The 21,742-nt window shown below is 60.2% G+C and carries 20 protein-coding genes; 8 read left to right on the top strand and 12 right to left on the bottom strand.

What is annotated here, in order from left to right; translation table 11 throughout:
* Nucleotides 1–14: 14 nt before the first annotated feature.
* On the bottom strand, nucleotides 15–275 hold the full coding sequence (locus tag KBP52_RS17295) for a hypothetical protein (protein WP_077570197.1): 261 nt from the start codon (nucleotides 273–275) through the stop codon (nucleotides 15–17).
* Nucleotides 276–663: 388 nt separating this feature from the next.
* Here KBP52_RS17295 and KBP52_RS17290 point away from each other — a divergent pair, with 388 nt between their 5' ends.
* Together KBP52_RS17290 and KBP52_RS17285 are read left to right on the top strand one after the other, a co-directional pair.
* Complete coding sequence (locus tag KBP52_RS17290) at nucleotides 664–846, top strand: type II toxin-antitoxin system HicA family toxin (RefSeq protein ID WP_026000492.1); 183 nt, start codon at nucleotides 664–666, stop codon at nucleotides 844–846.
* 59 nt (nucleotides 847–905) lie between these two features.
* Nucleotides 906–1,307 (top strand): type II toxin-antitoxin system HicB family antitoxin, encoded by a 402-nt coding sequence (locus tag KBP52_RS17285; protein ID WP_049802102.1) that lies wholly within the window; start codon nucleotides 906–908, stop codon nucleotides 1,305–1,307.
* A 5-nt stretch (nucleotides 1,308–1,312) separates the two neighbouring features.
* On the opposite strand, the gene KBP52_RS17280 is transcribed toward KBP52_RS17285, so the two are convergent.
* Nucleotides 1,313–2,350, bottom strand: coding sequence for a LacI family DNA-binding transcriptional regulator (locus KBP52_RS17280; RefSeq protein ID WP_212620618.1), 1,038 nt, complete (start codon nucleotides 2,348–2,350; stop codon nucleotides 1,313–1,315).
* Between the two features lie 205 nt (nucleotides 2,351–2,555).
* Here KBP52_RS17280 and KBP52_RS17275 point away from each other — a divergent pair, with 205 nt between their 5' ends.
* The 3 genes from KBP52_RS17275 (at nucleotide 2,556) to mgrA (ending at nucleotide 7,250) form a co-directional block, all read left to right on the top strand.
* Nucleotides 2,556–4,781: a TonB-dependent receptor gene (locus KBP52_RS17275; RefSeq protein WP_116029317.1), complete on the top strand. Its 2,226-nt coding sequence runs from the start codon at nucleotides 2,556–2,558 to the stop codon at nucleotides 4,779–4,781.
* Nucleotide 4,782: 1 nt separating this feature from the next.
* Nucleotides 4,783–6,102: an LLM class flavin-dependent oxidoreductase gene (locus KBP52_RS17270; protein WP_212620617.1), complete on the top strand. Its 1,320-nt coding sequence runs from the start codon at nucleotides 4,783–4,785 to the stop codon at nucleotides 6,100–6,102.
* 110 nt (nucleotides 6,103–6,212) lie between these two features.
* Nucleotides 6,213–7,250 (top strand): L-glyceraldehyde 3-phosphate reductase, encoded by a 1,038-nt coding sequence (mgrA, locus tag KBP52_RS17265; protein WP_123592928.1) that lies wholly within the window; start codon nucleotides 6,213–6,215, stop codon nucleotides 7,248–7,250.
* Between the two features lie 228 nt (nucleotides 7,251–7,478).
* Here mgrA and tauD read toward each other — a convergent pair whose 3' ends face one another.
* The 7 genes from tauD to KBP52_RS17230 all read right to left on the bottom strand — a co-directional run bounded on the left by tauD (nucleotide 7,479) and on the right by KBP52_RS17230 (nucleotide 16,094).
* Nucleotides 7,479–8,321: a taurine dioxygenase gene (gene tauD / locus KBP52_RS17260; RefSeq protein ID WP_212620616.1), complete on the bottom strand. Its 843-nt coding sequence runs from the start codon at nucleotides 8,319–8,321 to the stop codon at nucleotides 7,479–7,481.
* A gap of 142 nt (nucleotides 8,322–8,463) precedes the next feature.
* Nucleotides 8,464–9,303, bottom strand: a complete 840-nt coding sequence (gene tauC / locus KBP52_RS17255) for a taurine ABC transporter permease TauC (protein WP_212620615.1) — start codon at nucleotides 9,301–9,303, stop codon at nucleotides 8,464–8,466.
* Nucleotides 9,300–10,094, bottom strand: coding sequence for a taurine ABC transporter ATP-binding subunit (gene tauB, locus KBP52_RS17250; RefSeq protein ID WP_212620614.1), 795 nt, complete (start codon nucleotides 10,092–10,094; stop codon nucleotides 9,300–9,302). Before tauB ends, tauC begins: the two co-directional genes overlap by 4 nt.
* Nucleotides 10,095–10,110: 16 nt before the next feature.
* A complete protein-coding gene (gene tauA / locus KBP52_RS17245) occupies nucleotides 10,111–11,088 on the bottom strand; it encodes a taurine ABC transporter substrate-binding protein (protein WP_123592931.1) in 978 nt (325 codons plus the stop codon).
* A gap of 445 nt (nucleotides 11,089–11,533) precedes the next feature.
* The gene (gshA, locus tag KBP52_RS17240; RefSeq protein WP_127925443.1) at nucleotides 11,534–13,117 is read right to left on the bottom strand and encodes a glutamate--cysteine ligase; all 1,584 of its coding nucleotides are present in this window, start codon (nucleotides 13,115–13,117) and stop codon (nucleotides 11,534–11,536) included.
* A gap of 269 nt (nucleotides 13,118–13,386) precedes the next feature.
* Entirely contained in the window at nucleotides 13,387–13,770 is a 384-nt protein-coding gene (locus KBP52_RS17235; RefSeq protein ID WP_212620613.1) for a PaaI family thioesterase, read from the bottom strand.
* Nucleotides 13,770–16,094 carry a Tex family protein gene (locus KBP52_RS17230; RefSeq protein ID WP_016986272.1) on the bottom strand — a complete coding sequence of 775 codons (2,325 nt, stop codon included), beginning with the start codon at nucleotides 16,092–16,094 and terminating at the stop codon, nucleotides 13,770–13,772. The genes KBP52_RS17235 and KBP52_RS17230 overlap by 1 nt, the downstream gene beginning before the upstream one ends.
* A gap of 358 nt (nucleotides 16,095–16,452) precedes the next feature.
* On the opposite strand from KBP52_RS17230, the gene ompR reads away from it, so the two are divergent.
* Both ompR and KBP52_RS17220 read left to right on the top strand, forming a co-directional pair.
* A complete protein-coding gene (ompR, locus tag KBP52_RS17225; protein ID WP_064388985.1) occupies nucleotides 16,453–17,193 on the top strand; it encodes a two-component system response regulator OmpR in 741 nt (246 codons plus the stop codon).
* Nucleotides 17,194–17,307: 114 nt separating this feature from the next.
* Nucleotides 17,308–18,621, top strand: a complete 1,314-nt coding sequence (locus tag KBP52_RS17220) for an ATP-binding protein (RefSeq protein ID WP_007917930.1) — start codon at nucleotides 17,308–17,310, stop codon at nucleotides 18,619–18,621.
* Between the two features lie 346 nt (nucleotides 18,622–18,967).
* On the opposite strand, the gene rimK is transcribed toward KBP52_RS17220, so the two are convergent.
* From rimK to KBP52_RS17205, 3 genes are read right to left on the bottom strand one after another with little or no spacing between them, the layout of a single operon-like run.
* Nucleotides 18,968–19,873 carry a 30S ribosomal protein S6--L-glutamate ligase gene (gene rimK / locus KBP52_RS17215; protein ID WP_007949201.1) on the bottom strand — a complete coding sequence of 302 codons (906 nt, stop codon included), beginning with the start codon at nucleotides 19,871–19,873 and terminating at the stop codon, nucleotides 18,968–18,970.
* Nucleotides 19,870–20,331 (bottom strand): ATP-dependent zinc protease, encoded by a 462-nt coding sequence (locus KBP52_RS17210; RefSeq protein ID WP_172604528.1) that lies wholly within the window; start codon nucleotides 20,329–20,331, stop codon nucleotides 19,870–19,872. The genes rimK and KBP52_RS17210 overlap by 4 nt, the downstream gene beginning before the upstream one ends.
* Before the next feature lie 34 nt (nucleotides 20,332–20,365).
* Nucleotides 20,366–21,145 carry an EAL domain-containing protein gene (locus tag KBP52_RS17205; RefSeq protein ID WP_212623138.1) on the bottom strand — a complete coding sequence of 260 codons (780 nt, stop codon included), beginning with the start codon at nucleotides 21,143–21,145 and terminating at the stop codon, nucleotides 20,366–20,368.
* A 116-nt stretch (nucleotides 21,146–21,261) separates the two neighbouring features.
* Here KBP52_RS17205 and KBP52_RS17200 point away from each other — a divergent pair, with 116 nt between their 5' ends.
* The gene (locus KBP52_RS17200) at nucleotides 21,262–21,669 is read left to right on the top strand and encodes a S4 domain-containing protein (protein WP_116029311.1); all 408 of its coding nucleotides are present in this window, start codon (nucleotides 21,262–21,264) and stop codon (nucleotides 21,667–21,669) included.
* Nucleotides 21,670–21,742: the final 73 nt, after the last annotated feature.

The following is a 21,742-nucleotide window of genomic DNA, read 5'->3' as shown; positions in this document are numbered from 1 at the left end:
GGCGCCGGGACGTTTTACGACTCGGCGCTCAGCACCATGAACAACACCATCGCCGCCACCGGCACGCCGAATACCGCACTGCCAATGGCTATTTCCGATCCCACGGACTGTCCGGCATGCACCACGCCCACCGCACCATTGATCACCGTCAACGCCAACCACAGCGCGGCGAAGCCGTAGCCCATGGTCTGGCGGCTGAAGCCGATGCGCTCGCCGATGTACAGCATCAGCGCGAGCAGGATCAGGCCGAAGAAGATGATGATGGCGGTGTGCATGGCGGGTTCTGCCTGATGAATGAGTATCGCCTGAAAGACCGCTATCGCGAGCAGGCTCGCTCCCACAATGGATCCCGGCTGGACATAAATTTCATGTACACAGGAAATCCCTGTGGGAGCGAGCCTGCTCGCGAAGGGGCCACCTCGGTGTTCTTTAGAGCATAGCCAATCCAGTCCCGCCACATCTCCACTGGACATATTTTGCGACCCTTACAGAGAGTCTGGCCGGCGACGTGTTTTTCTTGCTGGCCCAAGCCTGCCGTTGATCTGCCCCATAACCGAGCGATTGTTCAGTGAGCTAATATTTATCTGAGTGTGTATCGTGTGTATCAAAGGCTCCTGCGCCCTCTAGAGTAAATGGCTCTAGCTGTCGAACAGGGCAAAGGAAATGCGCAGTCGGGAAATGATCAGGATGATCGAAGACGACGGTTGGTATCTCGTGGCGGTGAAAGGCAGCCACCACCAATACAAGCATCCGCACAAGCCAGGAAGGGTGACGATCAAGCACCCTGATTCGGATCTGCCCAAGGGCACGATCAACAGCATTTTGAAACAGGCGGGCTTGAAATGAGGCCCGTTATTGGAAACGAAGGCCGTTTTATGGGCCTGTCAGAGGAAGGACTCACTCATATGAAATTCCCGGTCGTTCTGCACAAGGATGCCGACTCAGACTACGGAGTGATCATCCCGGATGTCCCGGGTTGTTTCTCCGCAGGCACTACGGTCGCTGAGGCGTTTGAAAATACTCAGGAGGCATTGGCGCTTCACTATGAGGGGTTGGTCGCCGACAGCGCGCCGTTACCGCAAGTGCGGGACATTGATGCTCATCTCGATAACCCGGATTACGCGGGAGGGATCTGGGGCGTGGTCGATTTTGATATCACCCCGTATTTCGGCAAGTCAGTGCGTTTTAACGCCACGCTGCCGGAGCAGTTGCTTGAGCGTATTGACCAGACAGTCCGCCGTGACCAGCGCTATCGATCCCGTTCCGGATTTCTCGCGGCGGCCGCCTTGCGCGAACTGTCGGTATAGCGAAGTCAGGTGCTTTCCCGTTCGATGACTTGGCACTGCAGCAGGTTCAGCCGCTGCACCTCGTCGCTCGGCAACACGCCAAGGCTTTCCAGCACGCGTGTTGCGGCGAGTACACCGATCTCCAGCGCCGGTGGTTTGATCGTGCTGAGGCTCGGCAAAAGCATCTCGGCGAACGGGTAGTCGCCAAAGCCAAGAACGGCGCAGTCTTCGGGGATTTTCAAACCCGCGCGTTGCCCGGCGAGCAGGCCGCCGGCGGCGAGGTTGTCGTTGGCGAAGATGATCGCGTCGGGGCGCGGTGAGGTGTTCATCAGGGCGTCCATTGCCTGTTTGCCGGCCTCGAATGGTGCGCGATCAGCGTCAGGGGCGTAGACCCAGGGTTCCAGGCCGGATTCTTTTAAAGTCGCCGCGTAACCGTCGCGGCGCTCCAGTGCGCTGAAGTCCCCCGGCGCGCTGTTCTGCACGAACGCGATGCGTCGGTAGCCTTTTCCCAGCAGATGTTTTGCCGCCGTCACGCCCACTTCAAAATGCGAAAAACCGATCTGCATCGGCTCGCGATCCGGTTGGTAATCCCACGTCTCGATCACCGGCACATCGGCCTCGGCGATCATCTTTTCCGTACCCGCACTGTGAAAGTGACTGGTCAACACCAGCGCCGCCGGCGACCAGCCGAGAAACGCCCGCACCGCATTTTCCTCCTGCTCGGTGCTGAAGTAACTCGACGCCAGCAACAGCTGATAACCGTGACGGCTGAGCGTGTCGCTGAAGCCTTGAATGGTATTGGCGAAGATCGGCCCGGAGATGTTCGGGATCACCATGCCGACGATTTTCCCCCGTGCCGAGGCCAGCCCGCCGGCCACCAGGTTCGGCACGTAACCCAACTCAGCCACCACCGCCGCAATCCGCTCGCGACGCTCGGGCGAAACCTGCTCGGGCTGATTGAAATAGCGCGACACGGTAATCGCAGAAACCCCGGCCTCACGCGCCACGGCATTCAGGGTCACACGTCCGGCGCCACGGCGTTTGCGCGGTTTTTCTTCGCTCAAGGCTCGATCCTTCTTAAAAACCAAATCGCATATAAAAGTAATTTTTCAGTATTGGACGCTCTATGTGCAGCTTGCCAATACTGTCGATGGTAGCGCTAACAAAGCGCGCTGTCTGCTACTCGCTCGAGCGAATGCCCAAGACACCGATTCAGGCGCTGTCGTCGCAGAACGGCAGCGGTTAAGGGCCAATTTCGAGTGGGCAAACATGCACAACATTCCTGGGGCGACACACACACTGACGCAATCGATCCGTGCGGCGGGCTGGTTATTCACGGGGTTGGCGGCACTGCCGCTGCCTAACGCATTCGCTGCCGAGAGCAGTGATCAGGAGCCAACACTCAAATCGGTGACCGTCACCGCCACCCGCCGCGAGGAGTCGCTACAAAAAGTGCCGGTCGCGGTGTCGGTGATCGACGGCGAGCAGCTCGAACGGGATAACCGCAACGGCGTGGCGAGCATTGTTCAGCAGGTGCCATCGCTGAACTTTCGCACCGGCGCATCGAACAAGGACACCTCGTTGTTCGTGCGCGGCGTCGGCACGATTTCCACCTCGCCGGGCGTCGAACCGACCGTGGCGACGGTGATCGATGGTGTGGTCTACGCACGTCCTGGCCAATCCACTCTCGACTTACTGGATCTGGAACGCGTCGAAGTATTGCGCGGGCCGCAAGGCACGCTGTTTGGCAAAAACGCCTCGGCCGGTGTACTCAACATCACCAGCAAAGCACCGACCGCCGAGACCCACGGCTACATCGATCAGTCGTACTACAGCGGTAACGAAAGTCGTACCCGTTTCGGCATTGGCGGCAGCCTGATTCCGGATACGTTGAAAGGCTCGATCAGCACGCTGTTCGGCACCTACGACGGCAACGTCGACAACCAGCACAACGGCCAGGAGGTCAACGGCTACAACCATCGCGGCGTGCGCGGCAAACTCGAATTCACGCCGAATGACGACGTCACTTTCACCCTGATTGCCGACTACATGCAGTCCCACGACGACGGCCCCAACGGCGTTGTCAGTAAATCGCTGACCCCGGCCTTCGCCAATGCGCTGAGCCCGGTCAATGCGAGCAGCCACAACCGCGACATCAACACCGACACCCGCTCCCATGTCGAAGACACCAACAAAGGTCTGTCCGGCCAGCTCGACTGGCAACTGGGCGATTACACCCTGACGTCGATTACCGCGTGGCGTGGCTGGGACAATACGCAGTATCAGGACGGCGACCGTCTCGGTACGGTGACGGCGGCGTTCCCCGGCACGGCGGACAAGGGCGATCTGGCCTTCGATCAATATTCGCAAGAGCTGCGTTTGGCCTCGCCGAAGGGTGAATTCCTCGAATACGTCGGCGGCCTGTTCTACATGCACGGCAAGGACGACGAGACCTATCAGCGCACGCTGACAACGACCACGCGCACCGACCGTGGTGTCGCCGATTACAGCACCACCAGCGACAGCTATGCGGTGTTCGGTGAGAGCACGCTGAACTTCACCTCGGACTTTCGCGGCATCGCCGGCCTGCGCTACACCCACGATGATCTCGAATACGATCACCGCCGCGTCTCGACTTCGGCGACCACCGTCAGCGGCATCCAACCGGCGACCAGCAGTTCCGGTTCGGTGGACGAAGACGGCTGGTCCGGCCGCCTCGGTGTGCAATACGACTTGAGCGATACGGTCACCACTTACCTGACCTACTCGCGCGGCTACAAAGGCCCGGCCTACAACGTGTTCTTCAACATGCAGCCGCGCGACACCGAAGCACTCAAGCCGGAGACCTCGAACACCTGGGAAGCGGGCATCAAAGCCACTTCCTGGAACAATCGCCTGACCACCAACCTCGCGGTGTTCCACAGCGATTACGACAACTATCAGGCGAACTTCTTCGACACCGTCGCCGGGCAAGTGGTGACGCGTTTGATCAACGCTGGCAGCGTCAGCACCGAAGGTGTCGAACTCGATTACGCCTTGCAAGCGACCCAGCAACTGAAACTGTCCGGCGCACTGGCCTACACCCGCGCACGGATCGACGAATTCGCCTGCCCGGCGGGCGCGGCGGCGTCGTGCAACGTCAACGGCAAACCGCTGCCGTTCAGTCCTGACTGGAAAAGCTACGTGCGCGCCGACTACAGCATCCCGCTGGATAACGGTCTGGATATCGAACTGGGCACCGACTACAGCTGGCAGAGCGAAGTGCAGTACGACATCAGCCAGAACGCCGACACCAAGCAGGGTGCCTACGGCCTGTGGAACGCTAGCGTCGCGCTGGCCGATTACAGCAATGGCTGGCGCGTGGCGCTGCTGGGCAAGAACCTTACCGACAAATCCTATTCGCCGTTGCTGGCCAGCGGTGGCAATTACATCTATCGCGCCGTGCCACGGGATGACGAGCGCTACTTCGGCGTGCAACTGCGCAAGGATTTCTGAGATGAGCAGACAGTTGAAACTCGGCGCGTTCCTTATGGCCACCGGGCACCACGTGGCGGCGTGGCGTCATCCGGATGTACCGGCGAATGCGGGACTGGATTTCGCCCATTACAAGCGGCTGGCGCAGATTGCCGAGGCGGCGAAGTTCGATGCGTTGTTTGTCGCTGACAGCGTCGCCGCGCCGACTCAGGACATCGCCAGCCGCATGGCGCGCTCTGATCACTTCGAACCGCTGACACTGCTCTCGGCGCTGAGTGCGGTGACCGAGCACATCGGCCTGATCGCCACGGCGACCACCAGTTACAACGAACCGTATCACGTGGCGCGCAAATTCGCTTCGCTCGATCATCTCTCGGGTGGGCGCGCGGGGTGGAATCTGGTGACCTCGGACAACGCCGCTGAGGCGCTGAATTTCGGGCGAGACGAACACATCGGTCACGCCGAACGCTACAGCCGCGCTCGGGAATTTCATCAGGTGGTCACCGGGCTTTGGGACAGTTGGGAGGATGATGCGTTTGCGCGCGACAAGGCCAGCGGGGCGTATTACGACCCTGCAAAGCTGCACGTGTTGGACCACGTCGGCGAGCACTTCCGGGTCAAAGGCCCACTGAACGTCGCGCGCTCGCCGCAGGGGCAACCGGTGATTGTTCAGGCCGGCTCTTCGGAAACCGGACGCGAGTTGGCGGCGCAGACGGCTGAAGTGGTATTCACCGCGCAGACTTCCCTGGCCAGTGCCCAGGCGTTTTACGCCGACCTCAAAGGACGCTTGCCCAAGTACGGGCGCAGCGCCGATTCGTTGAAAATCATGCCCGGAGTTTTTGTCGTCGTCGGCGGCACCGAAGCCGAGGCGCAGGAAAAGTGTGAAACGTTTCAGCAATTAGTCGAACCCGAGGTTGGCGTCGCCTTGCTTGGGCGTATGCTGGGCAACTTCGATTTGTCGAAGTACCCGCTGGATGGGCCGTTGCCTGAGCTACCGCTGACGGAAAGCGGTCAGCAGAGCCGGCAGAAATTGCTGACGGAATTGGCAGGGCGGGAGAACCTGAGCCTTGCGCAATTGGGTCGCAAGATTGCTGGCGGGCGCGGGCATTACAGCCTGGTCGGTACGCCCGAGCAGATCGCTGATCGCTTGCAGGAATGGTTCGAACAGGGCGCGGCGGACGGTTTCAACGTGCTGGTGCCGCACTTGCCCGGCGGGCTCGAAGACTTCGCCAATGGCGTGGTCCCGGAACTGCAACGGCGTGGGTTGTTCAGAACTGAATACGAAGGCCGGACGTTGCGCGAGAACCTTGGCCTGGCTCGACCCGGCAATCGATTTGTGTAACACCCTTCGCGAGCAGACTCGCTCCCACAGGGAAATGCATTCCAAAGGTGGGAGCGAGCGTGCTCGCGAAGCAGTCGACACCCATTTCAAGACAGACAAGAGAGGATTCGATGACTTACACCGCTGCCGAAAACCGCTACGACTCCATCCCTTACCGCCGCGTCGGGCGCAGCGGTCTGGTGCTGCCGGCGCTGTCGCTGGGCCTGTGGCACAACTTCGGTGACAGCACGCCGATCGACACCCAGCGCGCCTTGCTGCGCACCGCGTTCGATCTGGGCATCAACCACTTCGACCTGGCCAACAACTACGGCCCGCCGTACGGCAGTGCCGAGATCAATTTCGGCCGTCTGCTGCGCGAAGACTTCAAGCAGTACCGCGATGAACTGATCATCTCCAGCAAGGCCGGTTGGGACATGTGGCCCGGCCCTTACGGTCAGGGCGGTGGCTCGCGCAAATACGTGTTGGCCAGCCTCGACCAGAGCCTGCAACGCCTGGGGCTCGACTATGTGGATATCTTCTATTCGCACCGCTTCGACCCGGACACCCCGCTGGAAGAAACCGCCAGCGCCCTCGCCACCGCCGTGCAACAGGGCAAGGCGTTGTACATCGGTATCTCGTCGTATTCCGGGGTGAAAACCCGCGAGATCGCTTCGCTGTTGAAAGAGTGGAAAGTGCCGTTGTTGATCCATCAACCGGCCTACAACCTGCTCAATCGTTGGGTGGAAAAAGATCTGCTGGATACCACCGATGAACTCGGCACGGGCGTGATCGCTTTCACGCCGCTGGCGCAAGGTCTGCTCACCGACAAATACCTCAACGGCGTGCCGGCGGATGCGCGGGTCAATCGTCCTGGCGGTGGTTCGTTGCAGGCTTCGCACTTGTCCGAGGCCAACATTGCTCATGTGCGGGCGTTGAATGAAATTGCCAAGCGTCGCGGTCAGAGCCTGGCGCAACTGGCGCTGGCGTGGACGCTGCGCGATCCGCGGGTGACCTCGGCACTGATTGGTGCGAGCCGGCCGGAGCAGATTATCGAGAACGTTGGGGCGTTGAAGAATCTGAGCTTTAGTGCTGAGGAGCTGGCGGAGATTGACCGGTTTGCTCAAGAGGGCGGGATCAATCTTTGGGAGAGGCCTTCGACGGCGGAGTAATGAAGGTCGGGTTGGGTCAGCAAGATCCACCCCCCTCACCCCAGCCCTCTCCCGGAGGGAGAGGGAGCCGACCGAGTTGTCTTGCGCCATACATCGACCTGAAATACCGAGTCGATTATGGATTCAGCAAAGCAATATCAGGTCGGCGTACCTCTGAAGCATCCCCCAATCAGTCCCCTCTCCCTCGGGGAGAGGGTTAGGGTGAGGGGCTTTTGGCTGTAAAACGGCTCAACGAAAAAACGGCACATCCCCCAACACCGTCGCCCGCTGCATCACCCGCCGCTCCGGTCGGTAGTCATCTACCGCGTAATGCTGCGTCACGCGGTTATCCCAGAACGCAATATCGTCCTGCTGCCAACGCCAGCGAATGGTGAATTCCGGCCGCGTCGCATGGGCGAACAGAAACTTCAGAATCGCTTCGCTCTCGGTTTCCGACAGCTCATTGATCTTCGACGTGAAGCCTTCATTGACGAACAATGACCGCCGCCCGCTGACCGGGTGCGTACGAATCACCGGGTGCGACAGCGGTGGATTCTTGCGTCGTGCCTCTTCCCACTGCGCCAATGCTTCAGGCGTGTTGCCATAGCGCTCCAGCGGAAACGAGCGGGTGAAATCGTGAGTCGCGGTCAGCCCTTCGAGCAAGCCTTTCAGCGGCGCCGACAGCGCTTCATACGCAGCAATGCCGCTGGCCCACAACGTGTCGCCACCAAACTCCGGCAGCAACTTGGCGCTGAGCACCGCGCCCATCGCCGGGGTCGGCAGGAAGGTCACGTCGGTGTGCCAGATCGCGTTGTCACGCACGTCGGTGACGGCGGTGTCGAGGATCAGCACTTCCGGTTGTTCCGGCACGTTCGGGTAGATCGGGTGAATGTGCAGGTCGCCGAAGTAAGCGGCGAAACGAGCCTGTTGTGACGGCTCGATTGGCTGGTTGCGGAAGAACAGCACTTGATATTTGAGCAGCGCCTGCTCGATGGCGTCGCGGTGTTCCAGACTCAGCGGCTGGCTGATGTCGACGCCGCTGATCTGTGCGCCGAGGGCTGAGCTTAATGGGGTGATGTTGAGGCTGCTCATGGTCTTTCTCTTCGAATTCGGGGTTCAAGCTTTTGTAGGAGTGAGCCTGCTCGCGATTGCAGACTGGCAGTCAATGCTGTGGTGAATGACACACCGCAATCGCGAGCAGGCTCATTCCTACAGGGGGTTCATATGAAAGTTGTCAGTGGGCCTGGCCGTGCCACGGCACCAGTTTGCGCTGCAGGGCGCGCAGGCCCATTTCCATGGCGAAGGCGATCAGGGCGATGATCAGAATCCCTAGCACCACCACGTCGGTGACCAGGAATTGCGCGGCCGACTGCACCATGAAGCCCAAGCCACTGGTGGCGGCGATCAATTCCGCCGCGACCAATGTCGACCAACCCACCCCCAGACCAATGCGCACGCCCGTGAGAATGTCCGGCAACGCGCTCGGCAAAATCACATGACGAATCAGCTGCACGCGAGTCGCGCCCAGCGACTGCGCGGCACGCAATTTCGCTGGATCAACTGTGCGCACGCCGGTAGCGGTAGCAATGGCAATCGGCGCGAAAATCGCCAGATAAATCAGCAGCACTTTCGACAACTCACCGATGCCGCACCAGATCACGATCAACGGCAGATAAGCCAGCGGTGGAATAGGGCGGTAGAACTCGATCAGCGGATCGAGCACGCCACGGGCGATGCGGTTGGCGCCGATGGCAATGCCCACCGGCACAGCGGTCAGAATCGCAAAAACGAGGCCCAGACCGATGCGGCTCAGGCTTGCGCCGAGGTGCTGCCACAGCGTCGAATCCATGTACCCGGTAGTCGCCAGCAACCAGCCTTTTTGCAGCACGGCGGAGGGTGGCGGCAGGAACAGCGGCTCGATCAATCCGGTGGCGGTGACCGCCCACCAGATGGCCAACAAAGCGAACAGCGTCAGCAAGCTGATCCAGCGTGTGCTAAGGCTGCGGCGTACGGGAATCGCCGCCGATGCGCTGACCGGTTTTACCGCAGCCGAGGAAACGTCGTAACTGCTCATGCGCGCTCCTGCCGTTGCCCGGCGCTGCGTTGTGAGAACACTTTGCTCAATACGTGTTCGCGGGTTTCGATAAAACGCGGATCGGATTTGATCGCGCGGGCGGATTCGCCGGCGGCATAACGCTGACCGAAGTCTAGATGCAGGCGCTCAACGATCTGCCCCGGATTCGGCGCGAGCAGAATCAGGTCAGTGGCGAGGAACACCGCTTCTTCAATGTCATGGGTAATCAGGAAAACCGGCTTGGCCGTGCGCTGCCAGACTTGCAGCAACAGCTCCTGCATCTGTTCGCGGGTGAACGCGTCGAGGGCGCCGAAGGGTTCGTCCATCAGCAACACGCGCGGGTCAGCGGCGAGCGCGCGGGCGAGGCCGACGCGCTGTTTCTGGCCACCGGAGAGTTGCCAGATACGACGGTTTTCGAAACCAGAGAGATCAACCAGCGCGAGCATTTCCCGGGCGATTTTTTCGCGTTTGTCTTTGGCAACACCGGCCAGTTCCAGACCGAACGCGACATTGGCCAATACATCCTGCCAGGGCAGCAAAGCATCGTCCTGGAACACCACGCCACGTTCGGCGCTCGGGCCTTTGACCGGTACGCCGTCGAGGGTGATGCGCCCGGCACTCGGTTCGACGAAACCGGCAATCAGGTTCAACAGCGAAGTCTTGCCACTGCCGGACGGGCCGAGGGCGACCAGCAATTGCTGGGGCCCCAAGGTCAGAGAAATATCCGCCAGCACCGGCTCGGGGCTGCCCGGGTACTGTGCGCTGATGCGCTCCAGCTGTAGCAAGGCCATCGCAGTTAACTCCCGATCAGTTGGTGATGAATTTGGCGCTGACGTACGGCGCGTAGTCCGGCAGAACGGCTTCGACCTTGCCTTGCTCCTTGAGGAACGCGGCGGTGTCAGTGATGGCTTTGGTGGTCGGCGCGCCGAGGCTGACGACCTGATCAGCCGCGAGCGGGTAGACGTTGCCTTGCAGCAACAGCGGAATGTCGCTGGCCTTGGCGCCGGAAAGTTTCACCAGCTTGTCGACGTTGGACTGATTGGCGAGCCAGGCTTTCGGGTCTTTGCGGTAGTCGGCGTAGGCGTCGAGGGTGACCTTGGCGAACGCGGTGACGATTTCCGGGTGCTTCTCGGCGAAGTCTTTGCGCACGATCCACGCATCGAAGGTCGGTGCACCGAACTTGGCCAGTTCGCCGGAGGTGATCAGCACTTTGCCGTTTTCCTTGGCCACGCCCAGCGCCGGATCCCACACGTAAGTGGCGTCGATGTCACCGCGTTTCCACGCGGCGATGATCGCTGGCGGGGCGAGGTTGAGCACGGTGACTTTCGATGGGTCGATGTTCCAGTGCTTCAGCGCCGCGAGCAGGCTGTAGTGACCGGTGGAAACGAACGGCACGGCGATTTTCTTGCCGATCAGATCTTGCGGAGTCTTGATGCCGGAACCGTCACGGGCGACCAGTGCTTCGGCAGCGCCGATCTGGGTGGCGATGAGGAAGGTTTCGACCGGGACTTTGCGGGTGATCGCAGCGGTCAGCGGACTCGAGCCGAGGTAGCCGATCTGCACGTCACCGGAGGCGATGGCGGCAATGATGTCGGCGCCGTTGTCGAACTTGCGCCAGGCGATATCGGCTTTGGTGGCTTTTTCGTAAGCGCCGTCAGCCTGGGCGACTTTCGCCGGGTCAACGGTGGTTTGGTAGGCGACAGTGAGGTCGGCGGCCTGAGCCAGAAAACTCGCGGCAGCCAAGGAGGCTACGGCGAGCAGGCGAAGCGGGAAATTCAGTTTCATTGAACAGCTCCATATCAGGCGACCGAGCGTCGGCGTGAAAGGAGACTAAATGATCTAAGAATCGGTAAATAAATAACTTTTTCGAATGAGCTTATGAGCGGAAAAATCTAAGAGCGGGGGGAGTTTGTGGGCGTTTCGGATTTATTCGTTCGACGTTAGATCTTTGCCCCCTCACCCCAGCCCTCTCCCCCAAGGGGGCGAGGGGGAAAGGGAGCCGATCTGTGTGCTTTTCAAGGCCTGAGTTCGGCTCGGTATTTCACGTCAGCGTACTTCGCACCAACAACCCGGTCAGTCCCCTCTCCCCCAAGGGGGCGATGGGGAAAGGGAGCCGATCTCTGTGCTTTTCAAGGCCTGAGTTCGGCTCGGTATTTCACGTCAGCGTAACTTTCATGAGCACCTGGATCAGTCCCCTCTCCCTCTGGGAGAGGGTTAGGGTGAGGGGCTTTTAGTTACTGATCGCCAAAATACTCGCCTGATACGAACCGACAAATACATCAAAATCCCCAACCTCGTTCTGCTCCAGCTCAGCCTGCGCAGCCAAAGAAGTACGTGCCAACTCCTCAAACTTCGCCTGCTCATCCGCCGCCAATGGCTCGCTGCGGAAGAACTCGGCATGCGCCTGGCTCTGACGCAGGGAGAACTGCGCAAAGCTTTCCTTGTGCTCAGCCATCGCCGCCAACACCTGTGCGGATGGCGTCAGGGACGGATCACTGACCTTGGCCAGTTGCGCATCGAGCGCCTTGCTGTGCGCATCGCCGCCATGGCTCTGATCCAGCAACGCCGCCAATGGAGCAATCTGTTCCAGCAGCTCGGCCGCCCAAGTCTTCATCTCGACCGATTCACCGTCACGCTGCAATTGCAGACCCGGACGACGACCTTCCTTGACCACGCTGAGGAAGTTCGACGTCGCGTTGCCGCACGAAGTGTTGGTCAGCAACGGGCTGTCGTTCAACGCGCAGTACAGCAGAAACGCGTCGAGGAAGCGTGATTCAGTGAGATCGATGCCCATCGGCAGGAACGGGTTGATGTCCAGGCAACGCACTTCAACGTACTGAATGCCACGGGCCACCAGCGCCTGAATCGGCCGCTCGCCGGTGTAGGTCACGCGTTTCGGGCGGATGTTGGAGTAGTACTCGTTTTCGATCTGCAGGATGTTGGTGTTGAGCTGCACCCACTCGCCATCCTTGTGCGTGCCGACTTCAACGTACGGCGCGTACGGCGTGGCCACGGCTTTGCGCAGGCTGTCGGTGTAGCTCGCCAGATCGTTGTAGCACGGCGTCAGACCGGCCTGGGCGTTGCTCTGGTAACCGAGGTCACTCATGCGCAGGCTGGTCGCGTACGGCAGATACAAGGTGTCCGGATCAAGCTGTTCCAGCTGATGCGAACGACCACGCAGGAAACCGGCATCCAGCGCTGGCGACGCACCGAACAGGTACATCAGCAGCCAGCTGTAGCGACGGAAATTGCGGATCAGTGCGATGTAGGAAAACGACTGAAAATCGCGATCGGTGCCGACAAACCCTTCGGTCTCGCGCAGCAGCGGCCAGAGCTTTTCCGGCAGGGAGAAGTTGTAGTGGATCCCGGCAATGCACTGCATGGTCTTGCCGTACCGCAGGGCCAGGCCCTTGCGGTAGACGTACTTGAGCTGACCGATGTTGGAGGTGCCGTAATAGGCAATCGGGATATCTTCCTCGGCCGGCAACGGGCACGGCATCGATGGACTCCACAGGTACTCGTTGCCGAGCTTGCTGTAGGCAAAACGATGAATCTTGTCCAGGCTCGCCAGCGTATCGGCCGGATCCGGCAGGGCAGGCGTAATGAATTCCAGCAGCGACTCGGAGTAGTCGGTGGTGATCTGTTCGTTGGTCAGCGCGGAACCCAAGGCTTCGGGGTGCGGCGTTTGCGCCAGGCGACCTTCGCTGGTCACGCGCAGGCATTCACGTTCGATACCGTGCAGGCACTGCTCGAGCAGAGAGAGGTTAGCGCGCTCGCCGAGCAGAGCCAGGCGGCGGTTGAGAAGTTCGCTCAATTTGGATTCCTTCACGCGTCAGTCGCCCCAATATGGGGGTGGGCAGGACGGTCTACAAGGGTGAAGTTGAAACTGGCGTTTTCGCCTGGTTTTGTAGCGGCAGGCCATTTGCCGGTCAGTCAGGAACTGCACAATCCCTGTGGGAGCGAGCCTGCTCGCGAAGGCGGTGTGTCAGCCAACATCTGCATTGCTGATACACCCTCTTCGCGAGCAGGCTCGCTCCCACAGGATTCGTTGCGCCGAAATTAACTCAAATTGATGACCACAAGCTACAGGACAGCGAACGTGCCTTGCGCTTTTGCGACCAGTTTGTCGCCCTGCATCACGTCGGCTTCGACCACCAACGTGCGCCGGCCCGGGTGAATCACCCGCGCCGTGCACATCACCTCGCCGTCGGAAACGGCGCGGATATAGTTGATCTTGCACTCGATGGTCGCGCTCTGCTGATCGAAGCCGTGGGTGCTGGAACAGGCCAGCCCCATGGCGATGTCGACCAGACTGAACAGCGCGCCACCGTGCAATTTGCCGCCGCGGTTGCGCAGTTTCGGTTCCAGCACCAGGGCGACTTGCGCCACCCCGGTTTCCAGGCTGTGCAGGCGGCAGCCCAACAGCTTGAAAAACGCGCTCTCGACGAGCCCGGCTGGAATTTCCATCAGCGTTTCTTCAACTGCTTGGCATTGGCGAACAGCGAGGCCATCGCGTTGTTCACTGGTGCGGCGGTCGCGGTTTCCTTGCGTGGCGCGTTGTTCGAAGGCTGGCGCTGGGCCGAGCCCGGACGCGAGCCACGGGCGCCGTCGATTTTCTCGCCCGGGGTGTCGCCCATGCGCATCGACAGGCCAACGCGTTTGCGGGGAATGTCGACTTCCATGACCTTCACTTTCACCACATCACCGGCCTTCACCGCTTCGCGCGGATCCTTGATGAACTTCTCCGACAGCGCCGAGATGTGCACCAGACCGTCCTGATGCACGCCGATGTCGACGAATGCGCCGAACGCGGTCACGTTGGTCACCACGCCTTCGAGGATCATCCCCAGTTGCAGGTCTTTCAGATCTTCGACGCCTTCCTGGAATTCGGCGGTCTTGAACTCAGGACGCGGGTCGCGGCCCGGTTTTTCCAGTTCCTGGATGATGTCGGTCACGGTTGGCAGACCGAAGGTCTCGTCGGTGAATTTCTTCGGATCCAGACGCTTGAGGAAGCTTGCATCGCCGATCAACGAACGGATATCACGGTCGGTTTCAGCGGCAATGCGCTGCACCAGCGGATAGGCTTCCGGGTGCACCGCCGAGGAATCCAGCGGGTTGTCGCCGTTCATCACGCGCAAGAAACCGGCGGCCTGTTCGAAGGTTTTTTCGCCCAGACGTGCGACTTTCTTCAGCGCTGCACGGGTTTTGAACGCGCCGTGTTCGTCGCGGTGAGCGACGATGTTTTGCGCCAGCGTTGCGTTGAGGCCGGAGATCCGCGCCAGCAGCGCCACCGAAGCGGTGTTCACATCAACGCCGACGGCGTTCACGCAGTCCTCGACCACAGCGTCCAGACCACGCGCCAGTTTCAGCTGCGAGACGTCATGCTGGTACTGGCCGACACCGATGGATTTCGGGTCGATTTTCACCAACTCGGCGAGTGGATCCTGCAAGCGACGGGCGATGGACACCGCGCCACGGATCGACACGTCCAGATCCGGGAATTCCTTGGCCGCCAGTTCCGATGCCGAGTACACCGATGCACCGGCCTCGGAGACCATGACTTTGGTCATTTTCATCGCTGGGTATTTTTTGATCAGCTCGATCGCCAGTTTGTCGGTCTCGCGGCTGGCAGTGCCGTTGCCGATGGCGATCAGGTCAACCGAATGCTTGGCGCACAGGGCGGCCAGGATGGCGATGGTCTGATCCCATTTGTTGTGCGGCACGTGCGGGTAAACCGTGGCGTGATCGAGCAGTTTGCCAGTGGAGTCGACCACGGCGACCTTGCAGCCGGTACGCAGGCCCGGGTCGAGGCCCAGGGTGGCGCGCGGGCCTGCCGGCGCGGCCAGCAGCAAGTCGTGCAGGTTGTGCGCGAACACGTTGATCGCCTCGGTTTCGGCACCGTCACGCAGTTCGCCGAGCAGGTCGGTTTCCAGGTGCGTGTAGAGCTTGACCTTCCAGGTCCAGCGCACCACTTCGCCGAGCCATTTGTCGGCCGGGCGGTTCTGATTCTGGATGTTGAATTGCTGGCCGATCATGCCTTCGCACGGGTGCATGGTGCCCGGCAGCTCGTCGCCGACTTTCAGCGCGGAGCTGAGGATGCCTTCGTTGCGGCCACGGAAAATCGCCAGCGCGCGGTGCGACGGCATGCTTTTCAGCGGTTCGTCGTGTTCGAAGTAATCGCGGAACTTGGCGCCTTCCTCTTCCTTGCCGGCGATGACGCGGGCACTGAGGGTGGCTTCCTGCTTGAGGTAGTTGCGCAGTTTTTCCAGCAGGCTGGCGTCTTCGGCGAAGCGCTCCATGAGGATGTACTTGGCGCCTTCCAGCGCGGCTTTCACATCGGCCACGCCTTTTTCGGCGTCGACGAAGCGCGCGGCTTCGGTTTCCGGGGCCAGGTTCGGGTCGTTGAACAGGCCATCCGCCAGGTCGCCGAGGCCGGCTTCCAGGGCGATCTGACCCTTGGTGCGGCGCTTCTGCTTGTACGGCAGGTACAAGTCTTCGAGGCGGGTCTTGGTGTCGGCGAGTTTGATGTCGCGCTCGAGGGCAGGGGTGAGTTTGCCTTGCTCTTCGATGCTGGCGAGGATGCTGATGCGCCGTTCGTCGAGTTCTCGCAGGTAGCGCAGGCGCTCTTCCAGATGACGCAACTGGGTGTCATCGAGGCTGCCGGTGACTTCTTTCCGGTAACGGGCGATGAAGGGAACGGTAGAGCCTTCATCGAGTAGCGCGACGGCCGCTTCGACCTGTTGTGGGCGTACGCCGAGTTCCTCGGCAATGCGGCTGTTGATGCTGTCCATAAAACCACCTGACATAGTGTGAAATCAGGCTCGCAGGCACGGAAATAAAGGCCCGGAGTCTGGTTGAGCGGCTAGAAAATTGCCGCTGCCTGGGTCAAAAGGCAGCCCATTGACCCGTGAAATCGAACAATTACTGCGCACGACAGGAAAAAAAGCCTGCCACCTGCGGTAACGATTCAGACGTTGCCTGGCACAAAACGCCGCGCATTATAACCAGCGTTCTGTCATTCGGGGGCGTTGCAGTCTGTAGGCATAAACCCCGGTTTTCTGGCAGTGAAGGAAAAATCTGCTAACAATGCACACGGTGCGTATAACGGCAGCTACGCCATAATGCGCGCCGAGCTAAAAGGAGCATCCAATGAGCAGCACTGCACAAACTGCTGAAGGCGAAAAAATTCTCATCGTTGACGACGATCCGGGGCTGAGCAGCCTGCTGGAACGTTTTTTCGTCAGCAAGGGCTACCGTGCCCGTACCGTACCGAACACCGAACAGATGGATCGTCTGCTGTCGCGTGAAGTTTTCAATCTGGTCGTCCTCGACCTGATGCTGCCCGGCGAAGACGGTCTGACCGCCTGCCGCCGCCTGCGTGGCGCGAACAACCAGATTCCGATCATCATGCTCACCGCCAAGGGCGACGAGCTGAGCCGCATCAAGGGCCTGGAACTGGGCGCTGACGATTATCTGGCCAAGCCGTTCAACCCGGACGAGCTGATGGCCCGGGTCAAAGCCGTCCTGCGTCGTCAAGCCGCACCGGTACCGGGCGCGCCGGGCAGTGAAGATGAAAATGTCACCTTCGGTGATTACGTGTTGTCGCTGGCCACCCGCGAACTGAAGCGCGGCGACGAAGTGCACATGCTCACCACCGGTGAGTTTGCGGTACTCAAGGCCCTGGTGATGAACGCGCGTCAGCCGCTGACCCGCGACAAACTGATGAACCTGGCCCGTGGCCGCGAGTGGGATGCCCTCGAGCGTTCCATCGACGTGCAGATTTCCCGTCTGCGCCGCATGATCGAGCCTGATCCATCGAAACCACGTTACATCCAGACTGTCTGGGGCGTGGGCTACGTGTTTGTACCGGATGGCGCCGCCACCAAGTGATCGGCGATTTGTAGGAGCGGGTCTGTCGGGCCCGGGTTGAATGACCCGCCCCGCAGACTCGCAATCCGCAATATGCGAGCATTGCTCGCTCCTGCAAGTGTGTAGCGGTTATAGATGAAAACCCCTGTCTGGTTCCCCCAAAGTTTTTTCTCCCGCACCCTCTGGCTGGTGCTTATCGTCGTGCTGTTTTCCAAGGCGCTGACCCTGGTTTATCTGTTGATGAACGAGGACGTGCTGGTGGACCGCCAATACAGCCACGGCGTCGCCCTGACGCTGCGTGCCTATTGGGCCGCCGATGAAGAAAACCGCGCGAAGATCGCTGATGCCGCCACCCTGATTCGGGTCGTGGGCGCCGGTGTGCCGGAAGGCGAGCAGCATTGGCCGTACAGCGAAATCTACCAGCGACAGATGCAGGCGGAGTTGGGCGCCGACACCGAAGTACGCTTACGCATGCACTCGCCGCCGGCGTTGTGGGTCCGCGCGCCGAGCCTCGGTGACGGCTGGCTGAAAGTGCCGCTGTATCCGCATCCGTTGCGCGGCCAGAAAATCTGGAACGTGCTCGGCTGGTTCCTCGCCATTGGCTTGTTGTCGACGGCGTCGGCATGGATTTTCGTCAGCCAGCTCAACCAGCCATTGAAACGCTTGGTCTACGCCGCCCGGCAGCTCGGTCAGGGTCGCAGTGTGCGTCTGCCGATCAGCGATACACCGAGTGAGATGACCGAGGTGTATCGCGCTTTTAACCAGATGGCCGAAGACGTCGAGCAGGCCGGACGCGAGCGCGAGTTGATGTTGGCCGGCGTGTCCCATGACTTGCGTACACCGTTGACCCGCTTGCGGCTTTCGCTGGAGCTGATGGGCGATCGCAATGACCTGACCGATGACATGGTCCGCGATATCGAAGACATGGACGCGATTCTCGACCAGTTCCTCGCGTTCATCCGCGACGGTCGTGACGAGTCGGTGGAAGAGGTGGATCTGACTGACCTGGTGCGCGAGGTCGCGGCGCCGTACAACCAGAATGAAGAGAAAGTGCGTTTGCGTCTGGAGCCGATCCAGCCGTTTCCGCTGCGTCGGGTATCGATGAAACGCTTGCTGAACAACCTGATCGGCAACGCCTTGAACCATGCCGGCGGTCACGTTGAAGTCGCGGCTTATGTGTCCGGTGACGTCAGTGCGCCGTATGTGGTGCTGAGCGTGATGGACCGTGGTGCGGGGATTGATCCTTCGGAGCTGGAGGCGATCTTCAACCCGTTTACCCGTGGCGATCGTGCCCGAGGCGGCAAGGGCACAGGGTTGGGTTTGGCGATTGTGAAGCGGATTGCTTCGATGCATGGCGGCAATGTTGAATTGCGTAACCGGTCCGGGGGAGGGCTGGAGGCGCGGGTGAGGTTGCCGCTGGGGTTGATGTTACCAAGAGACGCCGTCTAACCCCCAAAAGCCCCTCATCGGAACGCCGCCCGCCCAGCCCTCTCCCGGAGGGAGAGGGGGCCGACCGAGGTGTTTTGCGTCATACATCGACCTGAAAGACTGAGTCGATTATGGATCCGGTAAAGCAAGATCAAGTCGGCGTATCTCTTAACCATCCCCCAATCGGCCCCTCTCCCGGAGGGAGAGGGGCAGACCGAGGTGTCTTGCGTTATACATCGACCTGAATGACCGAGTCGATTATGGATTCGGCACAGCAGGATCAGGTCGGCGTAGTTCTCCAATATCCCCCAATCAGTCCCCTCTCCCTTCGGGAGAGGGTTAGGGTGAGGGGCTCTTGCTCTTCGCTTTAGCCCTTGCCTTTGGTGCGGGTCATATTCGGCCCGCCATTCTTCTCAAGATGCTCAATGATGATCCCCGCCACATTCTTGCCGGTGGTGGTCTCGATCCCTTCCAGCCCCGGCGACGAGTTCACTTCCATCACCAGCGGCCCGTGGTTCGAGCGCAGGATATCCACACCCGCCACCGCGAGGCCCATGACCTTGGCCGCACGCAACGCGGTCATGCGTTCTTCCGGGGTGATCTTGATCAGGCTGGCGCTTCCGCCGCGATGCAGATTTGAACGGAACTCACCCGGTTTGGCCTGGCGCTTCATTGCTGCGATGACTTTGTCACCGACCACGAAACAACGAATATCCGCGCCGCCCGCTTCCTTGATGTATTCCTGAACCATGATGTTCTGCTTCAGACCCATGAACGCCTCGATCACCGACTCTGCCGCCGTGGCGGTTTCGCACAGCACCACGCCGATGCCCTGGGTGCCTTCCAGTACTTTGATCACCAGCGGCGCGCCGTTGACCATGTCGATCAAATCGGGAATGTCATCCGGCGAGTGGGCAAACCCGGTCACCGGCAGACCGATGCCGCGCCGCGACAGCAGTTGCAGCGAACGCAACTTGTCCCGCGAGCGAGCAATCGCCACCGATTCGTTGAGCGGGAACACCCCCATCATTTCGAACTGGCGCAACACCGCGCAACCATAAAACGTCACCGACGCGCCGATCCGCGGGATCACCGCATCAAAGCCTTCCAGCGGTTTGCCGCGATAGTGGATCTGCGGCTTGTGGCTGGCGATGTTCATGTAGGCGCGCAAGGTGTCGATCACTACCATTTCGTGCCCGCGCTCGGTTCCGGCTTCGACCAGACGGCGGGTGGAATACAGACGCGGGTTCCGCGACAGCACAGCGATCTTCATGCAACACCTGTGGAGGAGGTAGATACCGGGAACACCGGCTTGTCTTGTACATACTTGATGCCCGGATTGACGACCAGTTGGCCATCGATCAGGGCTTTGGAACCGAGCAGCAGGCGATAGCGCATGGATTTGCGGCAGGCGAGGGTGAACTCGATCGGCCAGACCCGATCACCCAAAGCCAGAGTGGTGCTGATCACATAGCGCTCCTGGGCATGGCCGTTGGAGCTTTTGATGGTTTTGCGCGTCACCAGTGGCGCTTCGCAGCGGCGGTGACGCAACTGCACCACCGTGCCCAGGTGCGCGGTGAAACGCACCCATTTCTCGCCGTCGCGTTCGAACGGCTCGATGTCGGTGGCATGCAGGCTGGAGGTGCTGGCGCCGGTGTCGATTTTCGCTCGCAGGCCCGCGACTCCCAGATCAGGGAGCGCCACCCACTCGCGCAGACCGACAACGGTCAAATGATCAAATGTCTTCAATAGAAAAAACCAACGATTAACGTGTCCAGGCCTCAGGTGAAACCTGGGCCAACGCTTTGAATGCAGGTTTGGCGAACCAGTAGCCCTGCATCAGAAATATTCCACAGTCCGCCAGGAAATCTCGTTCACCGGCGCTCTCAATGCCTTCGGCAATGACTGTAACGTCCAACTCCGCACAGATTGTGACAATCCCCCGAACGATCGCCTGACGAACACGGTCTTGATCGACATCGCGGATCAGCGCCATGTCGAGTTTGATCAGGTCCGGTTGGAAATCAGCCAGCAGATTGAGCCCCGAATAACCGGCACCGAAATCGTCGATGGCGGTCTTGAAGCCGAATTCGCGGTATTCACGCAGAATATTGGTCAAATGGCGATAGTTATCTACGTGCTCGCTTTCCAGGGTTTCGAAAATCAGCCGGTCGATAGGGAAATGATGTTTTTTTGCCGCCTCGAGCGTACTGCGAATACACAGCTCTGGACGATAGACCGCGTTGGGCATGAAGTTGATCGACAAGTGTGTCTGCATATTTAGATTGGCCGCGCCTTCGATGGCGCGGGTCCGGCAGAGCTGGTCGAAACGGTAGCGGTTATCTTCTGTAACCTGATCCAGCACACTGAGTGCGCCTTCACCGGCCACACCTCGAACCAACGCTTCGTGGGCGAAAACCGACTGGTCGCGCAGATCGACGATGGGTTGGTAGGCGAAGGCAAAATCGAAGCCCAGCGGCTCGCTTTGCTGGCAGCCCTGGCAACCGGCCTTGGGCGAGATTAATGAAGATGGAAATTTAGTCACTCGATCACTCCATGCCGATGCACCGGCCAAGATCACAGTCTATCTGGAGGGCTGAGTTCTTGCGCCCGACAGAAACGGTAGTACAGTTCCGACTACTGGCTGAACGAGGAATTCACATGGCGCAAAAACAGGAAGAGGACGACAAGGTTCGTCTCGACAAATGGCTGTGGGCTGCGCGTTTTTACAAAACCCGTGCCCTCGCCAAAGCAGCGATCGAGAGTGGCAAGGTGCATTGTCGTGGTGAGCGCTGCAAGCCTGGCAAAGAGCCACGCATCGGCGATGAGTTCGAGATTCGTACCGGATTTGAAGTGCGCTCGGTGAAGGTTGAGGCGTTGTCGATTGTGCGACGCGGCGCACCGGAGGCGCAGACGTTGTATGCGGAGACCGAGGCAAGTATTGCCAAGCGTGAAGCGGCTGCGGCAATGCGCAAGGCAGGGGCGCTGGGCGTTACCACGGATGGCAAACCGAGCAAAAAACAGCGGCGGGATTTGTTCAAGTTTCGAGGCGGCAGTAACGACGAGTAAGCGAGGCGTTTTTGCGTTGTTGGTGCTGGCCTCTTCGCGAGCAGGCTCGCTCCCACAGGAGATTGCATTCCAA

The sequence above is a fragment of the Pseudomonas sp. SCA2728.1_7 genome, assembly GCF_018138145.1.
In the GTDB taxonomy this organism is placed as follows: Bacteria; Pseudomonadota; Gammaproteobacteria; order Pseudomonadales; family Pseudomonadaceae; genus Aquipseudomonas; species Aquipseudomonas koreensis_A.
Note: the sequence above shows the minus strand (reverse complement) of the source record. Positions and strands in the feature narration are given on the sequence as shown.